We start from the raw sequence: 16,790 nt of genomic DNA on the forward strand, positions 1-16,790 counted from the left end.
GGTTAGCTGTTCTTTATAATCCCAGCATAACCAGTCAGCATTCTGTATTGAAGGCCTTATAGACCAAAGTGTGGGGGCAAAATTCGATTTTCTTGACGCTGCTGTGCGCTTTGTCGCGGCGAGAAGCCTGCGCCGTAATAGAATTGCTGGCGTGAATCGAGCAGGGGTGGGGCGCTACAAGCGCTACGGTGTTTGGCTTGAGAGATGATCGATTTGATCTTAAAAGACGCCTGGCTTCAAACTGGGCGTCTTTAGCGGGTTTGCGGCAAAGAGTTAATTTTCGACCGAATTTGTCGCTAATAGCGTCGTTAATTGCTTCTCAAGTTGCCTGATGCGATTAGACATTTCATCTAGCTGAGTATATCGCACGGAACTGCGGCGCCATTTTTTAACTTCTTGCATGGGGGCTGTCGAGGCAAATACACCGGGCTCACAGTTGCCCTTGGTGACGATGGTGCCGCCATGAAAGTGGCTGTTATCGGCAATGCTAATGTGGCCGTTAATTGCGACTGCGCCTGCCACAGTACAGTTTTCACCGATGTTTGCACTGCCGGCAATTCCCACGCAACCGGCGATGGCTGAGCGTTTGCCAATTTTGACGTTGTGGGCAATGTGAACAAGATTGTCGATAATCACGCCGTCATGAATAATCGTGTCGCCCAACGCGCCTCGATCTATCGAGCAGTTAGAGCCAATTTCGACGTTGTTGCCGATAATGACTGCGCCAAGTTGATGAATTTTTTTCCAGCCATCTCGGCTGGGGGCAAAGCCAAAACCGTCGGAGCCGATGACGGTGCCACTGTGGATGATGCCGTTTTTGCCGATGCAGACACCATGATAAATAACGACATTGGGGTGAATCAGGGTGTTGTCGTCAATATGGGCTCGATCACCGATGGATACCCCAGAGTAAATACGAACGCCACGACCAATTCTGGCATGCTCGCCGATAACGCAGTTGGCGCCAATGGCTGCGCTGGGGTCAATGTCGGCGCTGCTCGCAACAACGGCGGAGGGATGGATGCCTGTTGGGAGTACTGACAGAGATTCAAACAGAACTGAGACCTTGGCGTAAGCAAGATAGGTATTGGCTACGATCAACTTATTACCGGCGTATTTATCGGCAAAATCGCTGTTAAGGATGACGGCGCCAGTCTTGGATTGGGGTAGATGCTGCAAATAGGATTCTTGATTGATAAACGACAGCTCGGAAGCTGAGGCGCACTGCAGATCAGCGATGCCGCTGATACGATGATCAGGGTTGCCTACGAGCTCTGCGTCGAGGTATTCAGCTAATTCTGACAAGCTTTTTTCAGTTTTATTACCCATTGGGTTCACTCCGTCGATGCCCAATGAATTGCGCGTGAAGCAGGTGCGCGAAGCTGGGGATGTTAATAGGGTTGTTGGCTTGAATCGCAGCGCTCGTGGTCCACAGCATTTAATGAACGCTCGACGCTGTGGGTGGATTTCTTGGCCGACACCTTGGTGATTTTGCAGACATTGTACGCATCACTTGAGCATGAAATTTTAGTTATTTTGGTAAAATTTTAGATTCTGGTGATATCGGGTTTATTTTGATCTATTCCGAATCGGGTCAGCTTATCCGAGTATTTTTTGTAGGGCGATTAGCTTTTGAGTGCAATCGTCCACAATAGCATATTGGACTGATTCAGTGCCTTGGCAAATCTATCTTTTGAGAGGTAAATCCCAAGTTGGGCTGCTGCCTGCGGTGATATTGACCGCATTTGTAGGGGCTGGATTCACTTGCCGGGCACCTTCTTGACCTTGTGCCAGATGGAAGTGCTTTTAAACGAGCGTTAAGACGGTTATGGGGTAGGCTTGGGGCGAACCGGACAAGAAACCCCCCAACGTCAGTTCGGCGTCGGGGGGGTTAGCGAGCGGTTTTAGTATTTATATACTTGGCGTGTGAGCATTCTTCAGCGCCAGAGCTGGCGAACAGAGAATGGCTTAGGCAACCTGAACCGGAATGGCATTACTGGAATGGCTAACGGTGTTGTCAGGGTTCATGTAGATCAGCCGGGGCTTAAAGTTAATCAGCTCCGCTTCGGTGTAGCTGGCATAGGCACAAATAATGATGACGTCATCCACGTTTGCTTTGTGGGCGGCCGCGCCATTAACAGAAATAATGCCGGAGTGATCTTCACCGCGAATTGCATAGGTGGTGAAGCGCTCGCCATTGGTGACGTTGTAAATTTGGATTTGCTCGAACTCGCGGATTCCCGCCATATCGAGTAATTTGCCATCGATTGCACATGAGCCTTCATAGTCCAGTACCGCATGGGTAACTTGGGCTTTGTGAAGTTTCGCTTTCAGCATGACAGACTGCATAACGCTGTTCCTTTACTTTCGCGTGATGGCGTTTTAGTTAACGGCCAACATGCCCCAGTCGGAGCTGGGATTTACATTCAGGGTAACATTGTCGATAAGACGCGTGTTGCCCAGTTTCGCTGCGGCTAAGATAACGATTTCCTCGGTATCCAAGTTTATTTCCCGTAAGGTGCGGGCATCGCAGATGGAGAAGTAATCTGGTTTAAAGCCACCTTCCAGTAGCATCGCCTTGGCGTGTTGCTCTAGTTCTCGGTAGCTGTCATAGCCGCAGGCAATGGCATCTCGGCATTCTTGCAGCACTCGGTGGAGCAGCGGCGCTGTTTGGCGCTGGGTCTGTTCCAGATAACCGTTGCGAGAGCTTAATGCCAAACCATCCTCGGCTCTGGCCGTGGGCACACCTACAATGTCAATTGGCATGCACAAGTCACTGACCATTTTACGGATGATGCTCAGCTGTTGGAAATCTTTCTGGCCAAATATGGCTACGTCAGGCTGCACAATATTAAACAGCTTGTTTACAACGGTGGTGACACCGTTGAAGTGTCCAGGCCTACTTTCGCCGCAATGGGTTTCTGAAAGCTGGGGCACTGCTACTTTGCTATGTACCGCCATCCCTTCTGGATAAATTTCATCAACAGTGGGAAGGAATAGGCACTGAGTGCCTTCTGCAAAGAGCTTCTCTTTGTCAGCGGCAATCGTTCTAGGGTACGTGCTTAAATCCTCGCTGGCAGCAAATTGCAGAGGGTTAACAAAAATGCTGACCACGACGACATCGGCCAATGTACGGGCGCGGCGAACGAGTTGAAGATGGCCTTCATGGAGGTTGCCCATGGTCGGCACAAAAGCAACGCTTTTGCCAGCTCGCTTTGCGGCGAGCAGGGCCGTACGGAGTGATGCGGCTGTGCTGTACGTTTTCATACCACCCAACTTCCCAATCTCATACTTCGCTATAGTCAGCGAAGGCAGTTTGCTGTGAAGTCAGTCCGCGCACACCGCGGGCTGGCGACCTAAACACTGGCTGATCAAACCCATATAAATGCTACTCAGATTGCTCATAATCTGATCAGGCTGGCCAGTGGCGGGCAAGTATGCCGTAATCAGAATAGGGGTTCAATCCTTTGTCAGCAAAAAATTACAGCTTTGTTACCAGCTGTTTTGTTCCTTACGGTAACGGCCAACAGATTCAAGTAGTTAGGTGAATGTGTGCTCATCACCGGGAAAGCTGCGGTCTTCTACAGCGATTCGGTAGCGAAGTAGAGCATCTTCAACGCTAGCACTGCCATCGGCAAAATTGCGTACAAACTTGGCGGTTTTTTCAGTAACGCCAAGCAAGTCGTGTAATACCAATACTTGGGCGTCTGTTTGGTTGCCCGCGCCGATGCCGATAACGGGAATGTCTAAGGCTTCACTGATTCGCGCTGCAAGGGTTTTGGGGACGCATTCAAGCACGAGTAGTGAAGCGCCAGCAGCCTGCAAGGCTTTGGCGTCTGCCAGCATGGCTTCTGCTTGCTCGTCCTCTCTGCCTTGTACCCGGTAGCCGCCGAGAAGATTAACCGATTGGGGGGTTAAACCGAGGTGACCGCACACGGGGATACCTGCGCGATTGAGCTGAACAATGCTGTCGCAAAGCCAGCTACCACCTTCCAGCTTGACCATTTCTGCGCCTGCTTGCATGAGGGCGGTGGCATTGCGCAAACAATCCTCGACACTGTTATAGCTGCCAAAGGGGAGGTCGGTAATGATCAGCGGCCGCGATGCGCCCTTAGCGACGCAGCGGGTGTGGTAAGCCATGTCTTGCACGGTTACGGGCAGGGTGGATTCCTGTCCTTGTACTACCATGCCCAGTGAGTCGCCAACCAGAATGGCGTCGATACCGGCTTTTTCAACCCGGGTGGCAAAGCCTGCGTCGTAGCAGGTCACTACTGCAAAGGGCTCTTTGTTGAGCTTCTTTTTTAGCAGACTGGTGATGGTCACTTGGCTCATGATTTGCCTCGGGGTTGTTCAGAAAAAAGTGGGATTAAAATAATGCCGACCGCTGCGAACTTCCAGCAGGTATGCCAGAAGTTTCTGGTATTCGTCATCATTGTTAGCAAAGTCAATTTCAGTGGCATTGATAATGACCAGTGGGGCGGCATTGTAAGAGAGAAAGAACTGGCTGTAAGCCTCGTTAACATTCTCCAGGTAACGATCATTAATAGATTGTTCAAAGTTGATGCCCCGACGTTGAATTCTGTCTTGCAGCACGTTGACGGGGGCTTGCAGGTAGATCACTAAATCGGGCCGGGGTATATCTACTTCAACTTGTTGATATACCTTGCGATAGAGTTCGAGTTCGTGAGGGTCGAGGGTGAGCTCGGCAAACAGGGCGTCTTTTTCAAATAAAAAGTCGGCAATGTAGGTTCCTTCAAACATATCTTGCTGACGTAAATCGCTTAGCTGTTGGGCTCGCTGGAATAAAAAGAACAGCTGAGCAGATAGTGCGGCATGGGCTTTATTGGCATAAAAGCGCTCCAGGAAAGGGTTTTCCTCCGCTTTTTCCAGTAGTAGCTCATACCCTAGGGAGTGGGCTAGTTTTTTGGCGAGGGTGGTTTTCCCTACCCCAATAGGGCCTTCTACAGCAACAAAGCGCGGTGGCTGGGGGCCGCCAAGAATGGGTTCTGAGAGTAGATGCTTATTCGTCATTAAGAGGCGTTATTGGCAGTGTCGTTGGAGAATATCATTAAGGTGATATGAGCCAGAGCTTGTCAGCTGACAGGTAGTCTACTGCTTGGCCAATATGGATGCCAGGTGCTTGAGCGTCAAGTTCGGCCAGTGGGGCGAGTACAAAGGGCCGCTCTGGGATTGCCGGGTGTGGCACGGTCAAGGTATGACTGTTTATACGGGCGTCGCCATAGAGGAGTAAATCCAGGTCTAAAGTGCGTGCGCCCCAGCGTATGGCTCGCTGGCGACCCTGTTGCTGTTCAATCCCCTGTAGTGCCGTCAGTAGTGCGTGGGGGTCGAGTGATGTTGATAATTTGGCTGCGGCGTTAACGTAGTCGTCCTGCGCGCCGGGGCCAATCGCTTTGGAGCCGTAAAATCGTGAAACCGCGTCGAGCCGGCAGCTGGGTAGCGCGGCAAGCGCGTCGATTGCCCTGAGTAATTGTTGTCTGGGCTGGCTAAGGTTGCTGCCCAGCCCTATAAAACACGGAATCATTCCGGGTTGCGGGCCGCATTGGGTGGTCTGCGACGGCGTCTGCGAGGACGTTTTCGCGGTTCTTGGCTGCTGCTGGTTTTGAGCATAGCGTCGCGTAATTCGGGACGGCTTTCCTGAAAAGCCAGCCACCATTGCCCGAGTTCGGGTTCAATCTCTTCGGCCTGTTCTCTTAGCAGAAGGAAATCAAAACCAGCGCGAAAGTAACGGTGCTCCAGTAGTTGTTCTGCGCGTTTGCCGTTGCGTTTGGTGAGCCGGAACTGCAGTTCCCAAATGTCGCGCATTGGCAGGGAAAACCGCTTGGGAATCGCCACAGTTTGTTGTTGCTTGTGCAGAACGCGCTCAGAGGCTTGATGCAGTGCAGGGATTTCGGGCACACCAGAAGCGGCGATTTCAGCTTGCAGTGATTTCACCAAGGGCCAAAGGATCACGGCGTAAATAAAAGCCGGGGTGACGGATTTGCCTTCGGCAATTCGCGCATCGGTGTTAATCAAGCCCTGTTGGATAATGGCTTCTGCCGCGGGGGTTTGCTTGTTTAACATGGTCTGGGTGGCAGGAAACAAGGGTTGAAATAAACCATAGCGCTGTAATAAGGCATAGGTTTGCAGGCCATTCCCAGCCATAAATAATTTCAAGACTTCGTCAAATAATCTCGCGGGGGAGATGTCTCTGAGCAGCGGTGCCAGTCGTTGAATTGGTTCTTCGGTAGCGGCTTCAATATCAAAATTCAGTTTTGCCGCAAAACGTATAACCCGCATCATTCTTACTGGGTCTTCGCGGTAACGAGTTTCGGGGTCGCCAATAACCCGGATAAGTTTATCGTTCAGGTCTTGCAGGCCGCCCATATAATCGTACACACAAAAGTCTTTGCTGGTGTAGTACAGGGCGTTAATGGTGAGGTCTCTGCGCTCAGCGTCTTCAGTAACCGAACCATAGATATTGTCTCGCAGCAGCATTCCACTTTCGTTGCGAGCAGAATGTTGCTTGCTGACTGTTCCGCCGGTGTCGCTATGATTACCTCGGAAAGTGGTGACCTCTATCACTTCTCTGCCAAAACGCACATGGACAATCTTGAAGCGCCTGCCAATGATGCGGCTGTTGCGAAACAGGCCGCGCACTTGCTCGGGGGTGGCATCGGTGGCGACGTCGAAGTCTTTGGGTTGGCCGCCGAGCAAAATGTCTCTCACGCCGCCGCCAACAAGGTAGGCGTCATAGCCAGACTGGTTCAGCCGGTGCATGACTTTTAGCGCGCTATCGCTAATAAGTCGACGGGATATGTTGTGATGATCCCTGGGGATTATCACGGGCTCCCTTGCGGCAGTGCGCCTATTGGATTTGGGGAGTTTCTTGGTGAGCTTTTTCCACAGCCCGGCAACGGAGCTAGATGTCATCGTAAGAGTGCTTGGCCATTAACAGAAGGCAGGCATTCTATCATAGCAAGAGAAACTGTGTGGGGGCGGTAAGTGGACAAATTTTGATAGTCTAGAAATGAAGAAGGGGAAAACATAGTCTTCCCCACCCAGGTCTTTTTATTGCTCTTTTATTGTTATTGTTCTCGTTTTCTTATTTTTATTAGTTAAGGTTTTATTCTTCTTTGACAATACTAAAGCATGTGCTGTGCCATGTTTTAGTATTTGTTTAAAAACAATGACTTAGGAATATTTGGGTGGTTTTTGTTTTGCTTTTTTTTGCCTGCTTGTTACCGATGTAAACGGCTTTTGTTACACAGGTCTTGAATGGGTAACGCTTGCTTAGCTACCTGAGCGGGTGCTGGCCTTTTTACGTGGGATGCCTAGTCGTTGCCGACGTTCCCACAGGCACTTTCTACTGACCCCCAGTTTTTGCGCGAGTTCGGTTTCGCTCATGGAGTCTTGATGTTCAAGTACAAAGTGTTGGAAATAGTCTTCTAGTGACAGATCTTCGCTGGGGTCGGCGGTTCGTCCTGCGGAGGTCTTGTTTCGGCCGGTATCTTTTTTGTTGGCATCTCTGGTTTGGCGGGATGCGGGATCTGCTTGTCTACCGCGAATTTGGTTGATGTCGACCAGTTCTAGGTCGATGTCGAGTAACTCGTTGTCGATTTCGTCGCCGTCACAGAGAATAACCGCACGCTCTACGGCATTCTCTAACTCGCGAATATTTCCCGGCCATACATAGGTTGTAATCGCCTGGATAGTTTTGGGGCTGAAGTGCATGGCCGGTTTGCCCATGGCTTCACAACGACTGCGTAACATGGTTTCAGCAATTTCTAAAATATCCTTACCGCGCTCTCTCAGGGGCGGCAGCTCTAATTTCATGACATTAATACGGTAATAAAGGTCTTCTCTAAAGTGGCCAGCGTGAGCCATTTCTTTCAGGTTGCGGTGAGTGGCGCAAATCAGTCGCACATTAACCTTGCTGGATTCGACTGCACCGATGCGGCGAATCTCGTCTTCTTGGATGAAACGCAGTAATCGGGCTTGGGCCTCAAGGGGAAGCTCGCCAATTTCATCCAGAAACAAGGTGCCGCCGTCGGCGGCTTCTATTAAGCCGATTCGATTGCTGTTGGCGCCGGTAAAGGCGCCTTTCTCATAACCGAACAGCTCTGATTCGATAAGGGTTTCTGGAATGGCAGCGCAATTGACGCAAACGATGGCTTTGCCTGCTCGGTCGCTTTGGGCATGAATAGCCCGGGCGACTAATTCTTTGCCCGTTCCTGTTTCACCATGAATCAGAACGGTGGCGTTAGTTGGGGCGACACGTTCAATGCGCTCATACACCTGGCGTATGGCTTGGCAGTTGCCGATCATGCCATTGGCATTGGCGACTGCTTTCCCCTGTCGGTTTGTTCCGGTTTTATGGGGAGGATTGTTCTCGCTATTGGTTTGAATAATGCGGGCGACGGTTTCTAGCATTTCATCGTGGTCGAAAGGCTTGGCGATATAGTCGATGGCACCCATCTTCATGGTATCAACGGCGGACTTCAGGCTGGCGTAGCTGGTCATTATCAACACCGGCGACTCGGTTTTGTTGATAATGTCAGTGCCGTTGGCGCCGGGCAGTCTTAAGTCGCTGATAATTAAATCGTAATTGTTGACTTGCTGGGAGGCGAGGGCTTCTTTGACGGAGGTGGCTACATCGACTGCGTAGCCGTTGTGCTCCAATAACCGTCGCAATGCCAAGCGGATGACATCTTCATCTTCGACGATCATTATTCGTGCCATAGAGTTCTCCCGATGTATCTATACGCCAGCGCGTGTTTGTCAGCCGAACAACATACCCCGTCCCCGGTATTTTTTCTAGACCGAAGGCCGTGCAAGATGTTTGCTGGCTGGCGGCTGGTACGCATTAATTGGCTGTTTAAGATCACTTTTTGTTGATCTATTGTTGATGCGCCTCATTGCTGGGGCTCGATAATAGGCAGGTAAATATGCAGCCGTGTTCCTACGCCCCTTTCGGTGACAGGACTCTCAATGCTGATTTCGCCGCGTAGGTCGCGGATGATGCTATAGACTAAGGCGAGACCGAGGCCCGTGCCTTTGCCCGGTTCTTTGGTGGTAAAGAAGGGCTCGAAAATTTGGTCTTTTAACGTACTGTCTATACCGTGGCCTTGGTCGGTAACGGTGATATGGGCGCGCTCTTGGTCGGCATTGGCACAAATGGTGATTGTGCCATCAAGCGGGCTGGCATCTCTGGCATTAGATAAAATGTTGATAAACACTTGTAGTAACCGTTGAGTGTCGCCGGTGACCCAAATACTGTCGTCACAATCATTGTTGAAATGTACTTTATGGGCGGTACTGTCAAGGTTGAGCAGTTGCAACGCTTCATCTACAGAGGCGCGTATATGTACAGGTTCTATTGCCTGGGTCGGGTCTTCCCTTCCTGTGTGGGCAAAGTTCACTAAGCTGCGGACAATAGTGGTAATACGCTGGGTTTGCTTAATAATTTGAGATGCGGTTTCTAGACTCTCGGGGTTATCGGTGTCGTAACGCAGGTTTTGGGCGAGTGAGGCGATGCCGGTGACTGGGTTGCCAATTTCGTGGGCAACCCCTGCAGCTAAACGACCAATCGAGGCAAGACGCTCCTGGTGGGTTAGCTCATTTTCGAGTAGCTGGTTTTCGGTGACATCCTCGACAACCACGATAAGTTCATCCCGGCCCATTATCCCTGACTCAGTTTTGTGCAGGTTTAGCCAGCGTAGCCCGCGGTCAGTGTCGATGCTGCGTTTACTCCAATGCAGATCTTCGCTGATAAAGAAGTCTTGCAGCAAACCCGCCCAAGCACTGGGAAGGCCGCTTAGATGGGAGCCGGTAATATCGCTTCCCGTGATGCGGGTGGTGTCTGACATAGACATATTCCACAGCAAAATTTCTTGGTCTTGCCCCAGAGCGCAGACCCCAATGGGCAGGTTCTCTAATGTTTCGCGGTGGTAGCGTCTGAGGCTGTCTAAGTCGGCAGCCAGGCCGGTTAGGTGGCTTTGGTAATGCTCTAGACGCTCCTCGATAAAGTTAATGTCTTCGCTTTCGCCCATAATGTTTTCGGTATAGGGCAGCGTGCGGTCAATGACGCGGCGGGCACTGGAGGGGCCGATTAATGATGACAGGTTAACTTCGATACGGTCTCTAATACGGCGCAGTGCATAGGGTCGAGTCTCAGACTCTTTGAGTTTGAGCTCTTCCAGTGCGCGGTGGAATTCTTGGTTGGCGGCACTTTCCCCCAGCACTTGCTGTAAGCGCAGTTTCATTTGTCGGGCATCTTGCAGGTTGAGTGCCGCGCGGCTGGGCCGGTTTAGATCGTCTAATGTACAAGCTTCGGCGGCGCTGCGTTCTTCTGCTGGAGTATCGCTAATCAATGAGACCAGTACAAACACAGCAGCGTTAAGCGTTAATGAGGTGGCGGCAACAGTAATCCAATGCTGTTCGGCTGCAAGAGAGAAAATATTGAGGGGGCCAGAGAAAATGCTCTCGATGCCAGCCAGCATGGGTAGCAATAGACCGATAAACCAGACCACAAAACCGGTACTTAAACCACTGATAAAGCCGGTTCGGTTGGCGGAGGGCCAGTATAAGACGGCAACAACTGCGGGCAGGAACTGAGCGCCACCAGTAAGGGAGATCATTAGCAAGTCGGTGAGGGTCTCTTGCTCGGGGACCATCTCATAAAATAAAAACGCGACTAAAATAATCGCGCAGATAAGCAGTTGCCGCGTCCAGAGCAGCCAGCGGTAAATATTCACTTCTTGGCCCGGTGGACGATAAACCGGCAGCACTAAATGATTGAGGCACATAGAGGCCAGCGCCAGCGTCGCAACAATAATGACGCCACTGGCTGCCGACATGCCGCCAATGTAGGCGGCAATGACTAGAAAAGGGTTATCTATATGCAGCGGAACGCCCAGCGTGAAATAGTCGCTGGGCATGGTTAGCCCCACCGCTTGGCCCGCCCATAAAATAGGTAATATTGGCAGGCTGATTAAAAGCAGGTAGAGCGGCATGCCCCAGCTGGCAGTGTGTAAATTGTCGCTTTCGGGGTTTTCGGTAAACAGCATGTGGAATAAGTGCGGCATACATACGGCGGCGGCAAAGAACATGACCAGCATTAGGCGGTGCGCGTCTGCCTGGGTATTGGTGGTGAGGGCTTGCAGCACCTCGGGCCGGCTTGTCAGCCATGCCTGCATTTCATCGAGGCCGCCAAAAATAGACCATACGGCGGCGGCACCGATGAGTAGCATTGCAATGAGTTTGACGGCCGACTCAAAGGCAAGCCCCACGACTAATCCTCTGTGGCTATCTTTATAGGTAAGGCTGCGAGAACCGAACAAGATGGTAAACAGCGTAATGATTATGCAAAAACCAAAAGCGCTGAGTTCCTTGAAGTGAAAGCCTTTAAATGCAAGATGCCCGCTACTGCTCAGCATGCTTGTGGAGTCGGCAAACGTGCGAATTTGTATGGCCAGTAATGGCCAGATTGATGCCGCTAAAAATAAAGTGGCAAGCGACCCGACAAGCTGGCTGCGAAAACGGAAACTGAGCAGGTCTGCCAGCGAGTTGAGGCGATAGGTTTTGCAAATTCGGTGAAGCGGGGTGAGCAAAATAGGCAGTAGCACCATCGCCGCTGAGATGCCTAAGTAATAGTTCAGAAAGGCATAGCCATAGTGTTGTGCAAAGCCCACGGCGCCGTAGACAGCAAAGCTGCTGGCGTATACGCCTAGAGACAAAACGTAAATTAAAGGGTGGCGAATTAAGCGGTCTGGTAATAGCTGTCTTTCTGCTGCGTAGGCAATGGCAAACAGCAACATAAGGTAGCCGATGCCAATAAGAAAGAGTCCATCTATGTCAAAGTTCATTTTACGTGCTTTTGGCGATGGCTAAGGTAGATAAAGGCAATGACAACCAGCCAGAGCAGGTGATGGCGATACCACGCACTGCCGCTGTCTTGCAGCCACTGGCTTAAGGTGGGGGCAAAAACAAAGGTAAAGCTAACCAGCAATAAAAGAGATGATTGTATTTGCATGGGTCTGCGGCTGTCGTCAGTGGCGAAAAGATGGTACTGGAGGCGTGGCTAAACTGCAAAGCAGTATGTGCCTTTAACGTTTTGGCAGAGTAACAGAGTCAGGCCAAGATATGGGTTTGGGCGGGAATATCTTCTACTCGCCAGTGGGCGGTAGCCCAATGAAGGATATCTTCGCAATTTTTCAGCGATGCGGGTGGCGTTGGCTGGCCAAGGTGCTGGAGGCAGCGTCGAATATTGCTGACTGAAAGGTTGTTGTCCAGCGCAGGCGCTGCTCGTTGTTTGCTGAGTTTGTCGCCGGATGTGTCGGTTAACACCGGGATGTGCAGGTAGCGTGGTGTTGGCGCGCTTAGCTTTTGTTGTAAGTAAATTTGCCGGGCGGTGGAGTCCAGCAAGTCGACCCCTCTGACGATGTCGGTAATGCCACTGCTGATATCATCGACGACAACCGCCAGCTGGTATGCATAAAGACCGTCCCGGCGTTTTAAAATAGTGTCACCCACAGCGTTGCTCATGTGTTCGTGCTGGGGGCCTTGGAGGCGATCAATAAAATGAATTTCTCGCTGATCGGCCTTAAGCCGCAAGGCAAAGCTGTCAGGATTTAAGGGCGCAATGCAGGGGCGTTGATGCAAGCCATTGTTGCGAGCGAGTTGACGTCGAGAGCAGCTGCATTGAAAGAGTTCGTCGGCGTGTAAGAGTGTTTCTAGCGTTTGCTCAAAAGCATGACTGTGTTGATGCTGCCAGCTGATCTCGCCATCCCAAATAAGGCCGTGGCAACGCAAGCTGTCAATGATCGACTGGGCGGCGCCTTGTTCTTCTCGGGGCGGATCAATATCTTCGATGCGTAGCAGCCATGTGCCGCAATGTGCCTTGGCGTCGAGGTAGCTTGCCAGTGCAGCCAGCAGGGAGCCGATATGCAAGGGGCCGGAAGGAGAGGGCGCAAAGCGGCCCACATATTTGGGTCCGTTTTGAGGCATTGTCCTCTCTTTAATTGGGGGCAGAAATTGCAGATAAAGGCGAGGCTAGCCTCGCCCACGGTATCAGCCGCGCTCTTGACGCTCTTTGATTTCGTCTAGGGTTTTGCAGTCAATGCACAGGGTTGCTGTCGGACGAGCTTCCAGCCGTTTTATGCCAATTTCGACACCACAGGTGTCGCAAAAACCATAGTCGTCTTCGTCGATCAGGTCGAGAGTCGAGTCAATTTTCTTAATAAGTTTGCGCTCGCGATCGCGGGTGCGCAGTTCAAGACTGAACTCTTCTTCCTGGGTTGCCCTATCTGCAGGGTCGGGGAAGTTGGCGGCCTCGTCTTTCATATGAGACACCGTTCTATCGACCTCTTGCATCAATTCCGATTTCCAGCTGTATAGAATCTCCCGAAAGTGATTCTTCTGGTCTTCGTTCATATAGGCTTCGCCCTTCTTCGCTTTATAGGGAACGAAGGGTTTTAGCGTTTCTGCTTCTTTTTGCTTTGCAGCCATGTGTGGCCCTCTTCTCACAAGCCTTTTAACCGCGTTCTGCGGACTTGTTAGGCGGGTGCTATGCCGCCAAACCGGCAAAGCTACCAGATAAATGCACACCACGCCACACGAAATTGCCTGTTGTTTGTCTCTGGCGGCTTTGGGTGGGCCTCTCGTGTGTTTGAGTTGCCGACCGCAGTTGCTATGATCGCGACTTTAACAATAGCTGGAGACGCTAGAGTGACAGCAAAATTTGCAGCCAGAGTCGCCGACATCGAGCCATTTCGCGTGGTTGAGGTGTTGACTCGTGCCAAGCAGTTGGCGTCCCAGGGCCGAGACATTGTGCATATGGCCGCAGGCGAGCCAGATTTTGCAACGGCAGAGCCGATTGTCGATGCGGCGGTGAAAGCGCTGCGCTGTGGTCAAACGCATTACACGCCAGCGGTGGGGATTCCCGAATTGCGAGAGGCAATTTCGGACTACTACCGCAGCGATTACGGTCTAGATATTTCCCCTGAGCGGATCGTTGTCACCCCCGGTGCATCTGGTGCTTTGTTGTTGCTGTCAGCGCTGTTAATGGCCCCGGGTGAGGGTATGTTGATGGCGGACCCTGGGTATCCTTGCAATCGTCACTTTTTGCGACTGGTGGAAGGTGAAGGGCAATTGGTACCGGTTGGGCCGCAAGATCGCTTTCAGCTGAATGCAGCGTTGGCTGAGGCGGCGTGGCAGCGTAATACCAGCGGCGTGATTGTGGCTTCGCCAGCTAATCCCACCGGCGAAATTTTGAGCCGTTCACAGCTGCAAGGCCTGCATGAACTCTGCCAACGGCGCGGCGGTCATTTGATTGTGGACGAGATCTATCACGGCCTGAGTTACAACGGGGCTGCGCCAAGTATTTTGTCTATTACTGATGACGCTTTTGTGATTAATAGCTTCTCGAAATATTTTGGCATGACCGGGTGGCGTCTTGGTTGGATAGTGGCGCCGGAGGCTGCGGTGCCTGAGCTGGAAAAAATGGCGCAAAACTTTTTTATCTCGCCTTCAACCGTAGCGCAATATGCTGCCTTGGCGGCCTTTCTGCCAGAAACCCGCCGCATTTTGGATCGGCGGCGTGAGGAGCTTGTGCAGCGCCGAGACTTTTTGTATCCGGCGCTGACGGCCTTGGGTTTTGATATTCCTCACAAGCCTGAGGGTGCGTTTTACCTCTATGCTGGCATCGACAAATTTGAGCAAAGTACTGAGGCGTTTTGCTTGCAGCTGCTTGAAGAGCACGGCATTGCGATTACCCCCGGTATTGATTTTGGCAAGCATAATGCCCAGCGTCATGTGCGTTTTGCTTACACTACGAGTATGGCGCAGTTGGAAAAAGCGGTTGCTCGACTCGAGGCGCTGTACTCCTGATGTTGAATGGCGGGAGGAATAAAGATTCCCTCTGCTTCACCTAAGGTTGTTGCCTGTTTGCTCAGTGCTGTGGCCATGGAGGTGGCGATAGTTTGAGCGCGGTGCTTCAGTGCGTCGGCATTTACACCAGCGTACCGTGCGTCAATGCTGGTAGAAAATAAATGCAGCCAGCGATGAAAGTGGTGACGGGTGATGGCGGTATGGCGATGCAAGGCAAGGTGAGTTTCAAAGGTGCGGCCTTGGTAGTTTAGACTGCCAAAAAGTTGAGCTGTCCAGAAGTCGGCCACTTTAGGGATATGCTCTGCAAGGGAGAAATGCACGACGTCGGTAAAATAAAAGCCAATGATAGGATCGTTTAACACTTGAGCGTAGAAGGCGTTAAGCAAATCGACTAGATCGTCGCGATTGCAGATGTCTGGGTTTTCGGTGGAGTGCTTCATGGCTGACAGCTACCTTGTGTAGAGTTGCGAGTGCTATTATCTCCCACAGTTAAATAATAGCGGATCAGACAGTTTGGAAATGCGTTTTGCAATCAGTAGTTGATGGACTTAAACATTTTCGCCCCCGACGGCGGTGGTGGCGACGCTGGGTAAAACGCTCGGCTGTGGCTCTCATTATGCGCCAGCGCGGCGATGAAATGCAGGTGTTGATGATTGAGCGGGCCGAGCGAGAAGGCGACCCATGGTCTGGGCACATGGCTTTTCCCGGTGGTCGTATGGACAAGGGGGATATGACCGGCTTGCGCACGGCGATGCGCGAGACAGAAGAAGAAACCGGGATCTATCTTGGTCGAGCGGGACACTGTATTGGTCGCTTGTCGGATATTGTCAGTCGCCCCCACTCTGGTCGTCGGCCAATGGTGGTGACGCCATATGTTTTCCATCTGCATACAGCGGTGAGTATTACCCCCAATTACGAAGTGGCCGAGGCGGTTTGGGTGCCGCTTGATTTTTTGCAGAACGAGGAGCATCGGCAGTCAATGCAATGGCAGAGAGGGACGCTTAAGCTCACCTTACCCTGCTATTTTTACGAAGGTAAACGGATTTGGGGAATGTCGCTGCGAATGCTGGATGAGCTTATGACCGTGATAAAATCCTGAGTCTTAATCGGTAGCTTCTGTCTCGTCTGCTGCTTCGGCATTTTTGCTTTCTTCCCGACGCTGCTGCAAAAGAAAAATGCGGGTGTTGTTCAACAGTTGTCGGGCCTCTGGGCGAGGCTTGCTGGCTTCGGCAATTTGCTGATCGCCGATGTCGCCGTTCAGCCAGCTTTTAAAGAGTGATAGCAGTACCGGCGATTTTTTCTTGTCTTCATATTGCCAGCGAGAACCCGCGACAATATTGCCAGACACCCGTCCGCTGTTTACCTGTAGCCAGTAAACGCCACAGCTGGATAGGCTGTAGTCTTCTTTTCGGCCATAGCTGATATTGGGGCGGAAGGGGTCAAAGCCGTCTTCGGGCACCGTGTTGATACGCTGTAAGGCCATGACCCACTGGCTGCCAATGGGAAAGTTTTCGACTTCGGGGCGGCATAAATCATCCTTCTTCCCCCAAATGCGCAGTGTGTCTCGGTAGTCCTCGCCTTGCAGGTACTCGTCCACCGTTAAATCCAGGCTATTACCTTGTTGTTGGCTAACCGTGCCTTTCACCACGACGTCTGCTTCGGGCAAGGCCGCGTTAAAAGGGCCTTGCCATAGGCATTCGCAGCCAAAGCTTGCAGAACTGGCAAGTAGAAAAAAAATAAGACTGAACCAAGGGGAAATGCGCATGAAGTGTGTAATTCAAAACGTAGTGAAAGCTTAGGATAGGTGAAGCCCAAGGCGCTGGCAACCATTGCCGGGTGGTGGTTTAGCGGGAGATTAAAGCGGGTGGAAAAGGGCGGTGCACGCCAGTGGCGCGCACCGATTA

General features: G+C 51.6%; 16 protein-coding genes. 2 read left to right on the forward strand and 14 right to left on the reverse strand.

The features are described 5' to 3' along the window. Window positions 1-273 precede the first annotated feature (273 nt). The 12 genes from lpxD to dksA all read right to left on the reverse strand — a co-directional run bounded on the left by lpxD (window position 274) and on the right by dksA (window position 13,506). Complete coding sequence (gene lpxD / locus IMCC21906_RS04210) at window positions 274-1,329, reverse strand: UDP-3-O-(3-hydroxymyristoyl)glucosamine N-acyltransferase (protein ID WP_047011126.1); 1,056 nt, start codon at window positions 1,327-1,329, stop codon at window positions 274-276. A gap of 639 nt (window positions 1,330-1,968) precedes the next feature. Continuing rightward, window positions 1,969-2,349 (reverse strand): aspartate 1-decarboxylase, encoded by a 381-nt coding sequence (gene panD / locus IMCC21906_RS04215; protein WP_047011127.1) that lies wholly within the window; start codon window positions 2,347-2,349, stop codon window positions 1,969-1,971. Between the two features lie 33 nt (window positions 2,350-2,382). Continuing rightward, entirely contained in the window at window positions 2,383-3,267 is an 885-nt protein-coding gene (panC, locus tag IMCC21906_RS04220; protein ID WP_047011128.1) for a pantoate--beta-alanine ligase, read from the reverse strand. 273 nt (window positions 3,268-3,540) lie between these two features. Continuing rightward, window positions 3,541-4,332 carry a 3-methyl-2-oxobutanoate hydroxymethyltransferase gene (gene panB, locus IMCC21906_RS04225; RefSeq protein WP_047011129.1) on the reverse strand — a complete coding sequence of 264 codons (792 nt, stop codon included), beginning with the start codon at window positions 4,330-4,332 and terminating at the stop codon, window positions 3,541-3,543. A gap of 18 nt (window positions 4,333-4,350) precedes the next feature. Then, window positions 4,351-5,031, reverse strand: coding sequence for a deoxynucleoside kinase (locus tag IMCC21906_RS04230; protein WP_047011130.1), 681 nt, complete (start codon window positions 5,029-5,031; stop codon window positions 4,351-4,353). Window positions 5,032-5,068: 37 nt separating this feature from the next. Beyond that, the gene (gene folK / locus IMCC21906_RS04235) at window positions 5,069-5,542 is read right to left on the reverse strand and encodes a 2-amino-4-hydroxy-6-hydroxymethyldihydropteridine diphosphokinase (RefSeq protein ID WP_047011131.1); all 474 of its coding nucleotides are present in this window, start codon (window positions 5,540-5,542) and stop codon (window positions 5,069-5,071) included. Continuing rightward, window positions 5,539-6,930, reverse strand: a complete 1,392-nt coding sequence (gene pcnB, locus IMCC21906_RS04240) for a polynucleotide adenylyltransferase PcnB (protein WP_156165982.1) — start codon at window positions 6,928-6,930, stop codon at window positions 5,539-5,541. The genes folK and pcnB overlap by 4 nt, the downstream gene beginning before the upstream one ends. 360 nt (window positions 6,931-7,290) lie before the next feature. Next, the gene (locus tag IMCC21906_RS04245; protein ID WP_047011132.1) at window positions 7,291-8,739 is read right to left on the reverse strand and encodes a sigma-54 dependent transcriptional regulator; all 1,449 of its coding nucleotides are present in this window, start codon (window positions 8,737-8,739) and stop codon (window positions 7,291-7,293) included. 173 nt (window positions 8,740-8,912) lie between these two features. Further along, window positions 8,913-11,864: an ATP-binding protein gene (locus IMCC21906_RS04250; RefSeq protein WP_047011133.1), complete on the reverse strand. Its 2,952-nt coding sequence runs from the start codon at window positions 11,862-11,864 to the stop codon at window positions 8,913-8,915. Next, window positions 11,861-12,031 carry a hypothetical protein gene (locus IMCC21906_RS16965; RefSeq protein ID WP_197085948.1) on the reverse strand — a complete coding sequence of 57 codons (171 nt, stop codon included), beginning with the start codon at window positions 12,029-12,031 and terminating at the stop codon, window positions 11,861-11,863. Before IMCC21906_RS16965 ends, IMCC21906_RS04250 begins: the two co-directional genes overlap by 4 nt. A gap of 98 nt (window positions 12,032-12,129) precedes the next feature. Beyond that, window positions 12,130-13,005 carry a tRNA glutamyl-Q(34) synthetase GluQRS gene (gene gluQRS / locus IMCC21906_RS04255; protein ID WP_047011134.1) on the reverse strand — a complete coding sequence of 292 codons (876 nt, stop codon included), beginning with the start codon at window positions 13,003-13,005 and terminating at the stop codon, window positions 12,130-12,132. Between the two features lie 63 nt (window positions 13,006-13,068). Continuing rightward, complete coding sequence (gene dksA, locus IMCC21906_RS04260; protein WP_047011135.1) at window positions 13,069-13,506, reverse strand: RNA polymerase-binding protein DksA; 438 nt, start codon at window positions 13,504-13,506, stop codon at window positions 13,069-13,071. Between the two features lie 219 nt (window positions 13,507-13,725). Between dksA and IMCC21906_RS04265 the strand changes: the two genes are divergently transcribed. Next, window positions 13,726-14,886: a pyridoxal phosphate-dependent aminotransferase gene (locus IMCC21906_RS04265; RefSeq protein WP_197085949.1), complete on the forward strand. Its 1,161-nt coding sequence runs from the start codon at window positions 13,726-13,728 to the stop codon at window positions 14,884-14,886. Here IMCC21906_RS04265 and IMCC21906_RS16800 read toward each other — a convergent pair. Further along, window positions 14,823-15,326, reverse strand: coding sequence for a group III truncated hemoglobin (locus IMCC21906_RS16800; RefSeq protein WP_156165983.1), 504 nt, complete (start codon window positions 15,324-15,326; stop codon window positions 14,823-14,825). The two genes, IMCC21906_RS04265 and IMCC21906_RS16800, sit on opposite strands and share 64 nt — an antisense overlap. A gap of 86 nt (window positions 15,327-15,412) precedes the next feature. Here IMCC21906_RS16800 and IMCC21906_RS04270 point away from each other — a divergent pair, with 86 nt between their 5' ends. After that, window positions 15,413-15,985 carry a CoA pyrophosphatase gene (locus IMCC21906_RS04270; protein ID WP_047011136.1) on the forward strand — a complete coding sequence of 191 codons (573 nt, stop codon included), beginning with the start codon at window positions 15,413-15,415 and terminating at the stop codon, window positions 15,983-15,985. A gap of 3 nt (window positions 15,986-15,988) precedes the next feature. Here IMCC21906_RS04270 and IMCC21906_RS04275 read toward each other — a convergent pair whose 3' ends face one another. Continuing rightward, entirely contained in the window at window positions 15,989-16,651 is a 663-nt protein-coding gene (locus IMCC21906_RS04275) for a hypothetical protein (protein ID WP_052763360.1), read from the reverse strand. Window positions 16,652-16,790 lie beyond the last annotated feature (139 nt).

The organism is Spongiibacter sp. IMCC21906 (assembly GCF_001010805.1).
GTDB lineage: Bacteria > Pseudomonadota > Gammaproteobacteria > Pseudomonadales > Spongiibacteraceae > Spongiibacter.

Coding starts and splice junctions, on each gene's coding strand:
- IMCC21906_RS04275 (WP_052763360.1), bottom strand. CDS start 16,651: ATGCGCATTTCCCCTTGGTTCAGTCTTATTTTTTTTCTACTTGCCAGT.
- IMCC21906_RS04245 (WP_047011132.1), bottom strand. CDS start 8,739: ATGGCACGAATAATGATCGTCGAAGATGAAGATGTCATCCGCTTGGCA.
- panC (WP_047011128.1), bottom strand. CDS start 3,267: ATGAAAACGTACAGCACAGCCGCATCACTCCGTACGGCCCTGCTCGCC.
- panD (WP_047011127.1), bottom strand. CDS start 2,349: ATGCAGTCTGTCATGCTGAAAGCGAAACTTCACAAAGCCCAAGTTACC.
- lpxD (WP_047011126.1), bottom strand. CDS start 1,329: ATGGGTAATAAAACTGAAAAAAGCTTGTCAGAATTAGCTGAATACCTC.
- IMCC21906_RS16965 (WP_197085948.1), bottom strand. CDS start 12,031: ATGCAAATACAATCATCTCTTTTATTGCTGGTTAGCTTTACCTTTGTT.
- gluQRS (WP_047011134.1), bottom strand. CDS start 13,005: ATGCCTCAAAACGGACCCAAATATGTGGGCCGCTTTGCGCCCTCTCCT.
- panB (WP_047011129.1), bottom strand. CDS start 4,332: ATGAGCCAAGTGACCATCACCAGTCTGCTAAAAAAGAAGCTCAACAAA.
- IMCC21906_RS04230 (WP_047011130.1), bottom strand. CDS start 5,031: ATGACGAATAAGCATCTACTCTCAGAACCCATTCTTGGCGGCCCCCAG.
- dksA (WP_047011135.1), bottom strand. CDS start 13,506: ATGGCTGCAAAGCAAAAAGAAGCAGAAACGCTAAAACCCTTCGTTCCC.
- folK (WP_047011131.1), bottom strand. CDS start 5,542: ATGATTCCGTGTTTTATAGGGCTGGGCAGCAACCTTAGCCAGCCCAGA.
- IMCC21906_RS16800 (WP_156165983.1), bottom strand. CDS start 15,326: ATGAAGCACTCCACCGAAAACCCAGACATCTGCAATCGCGACGATCTA.
- pcnB (WP_156165982.1), bottom strand. CDS start 6,930: ATGACATCTAGCTCCGTTGCCGGGCTGTGGAAAAAGCTCACCAAGAAA.
- IMCC21906_RS04250 (WP_047011133.1), bottom strand. CDS start 11,864: ATGAACTTTGACATAGATGGACTCTTTCTTATTGGCATCGGCTACCTT.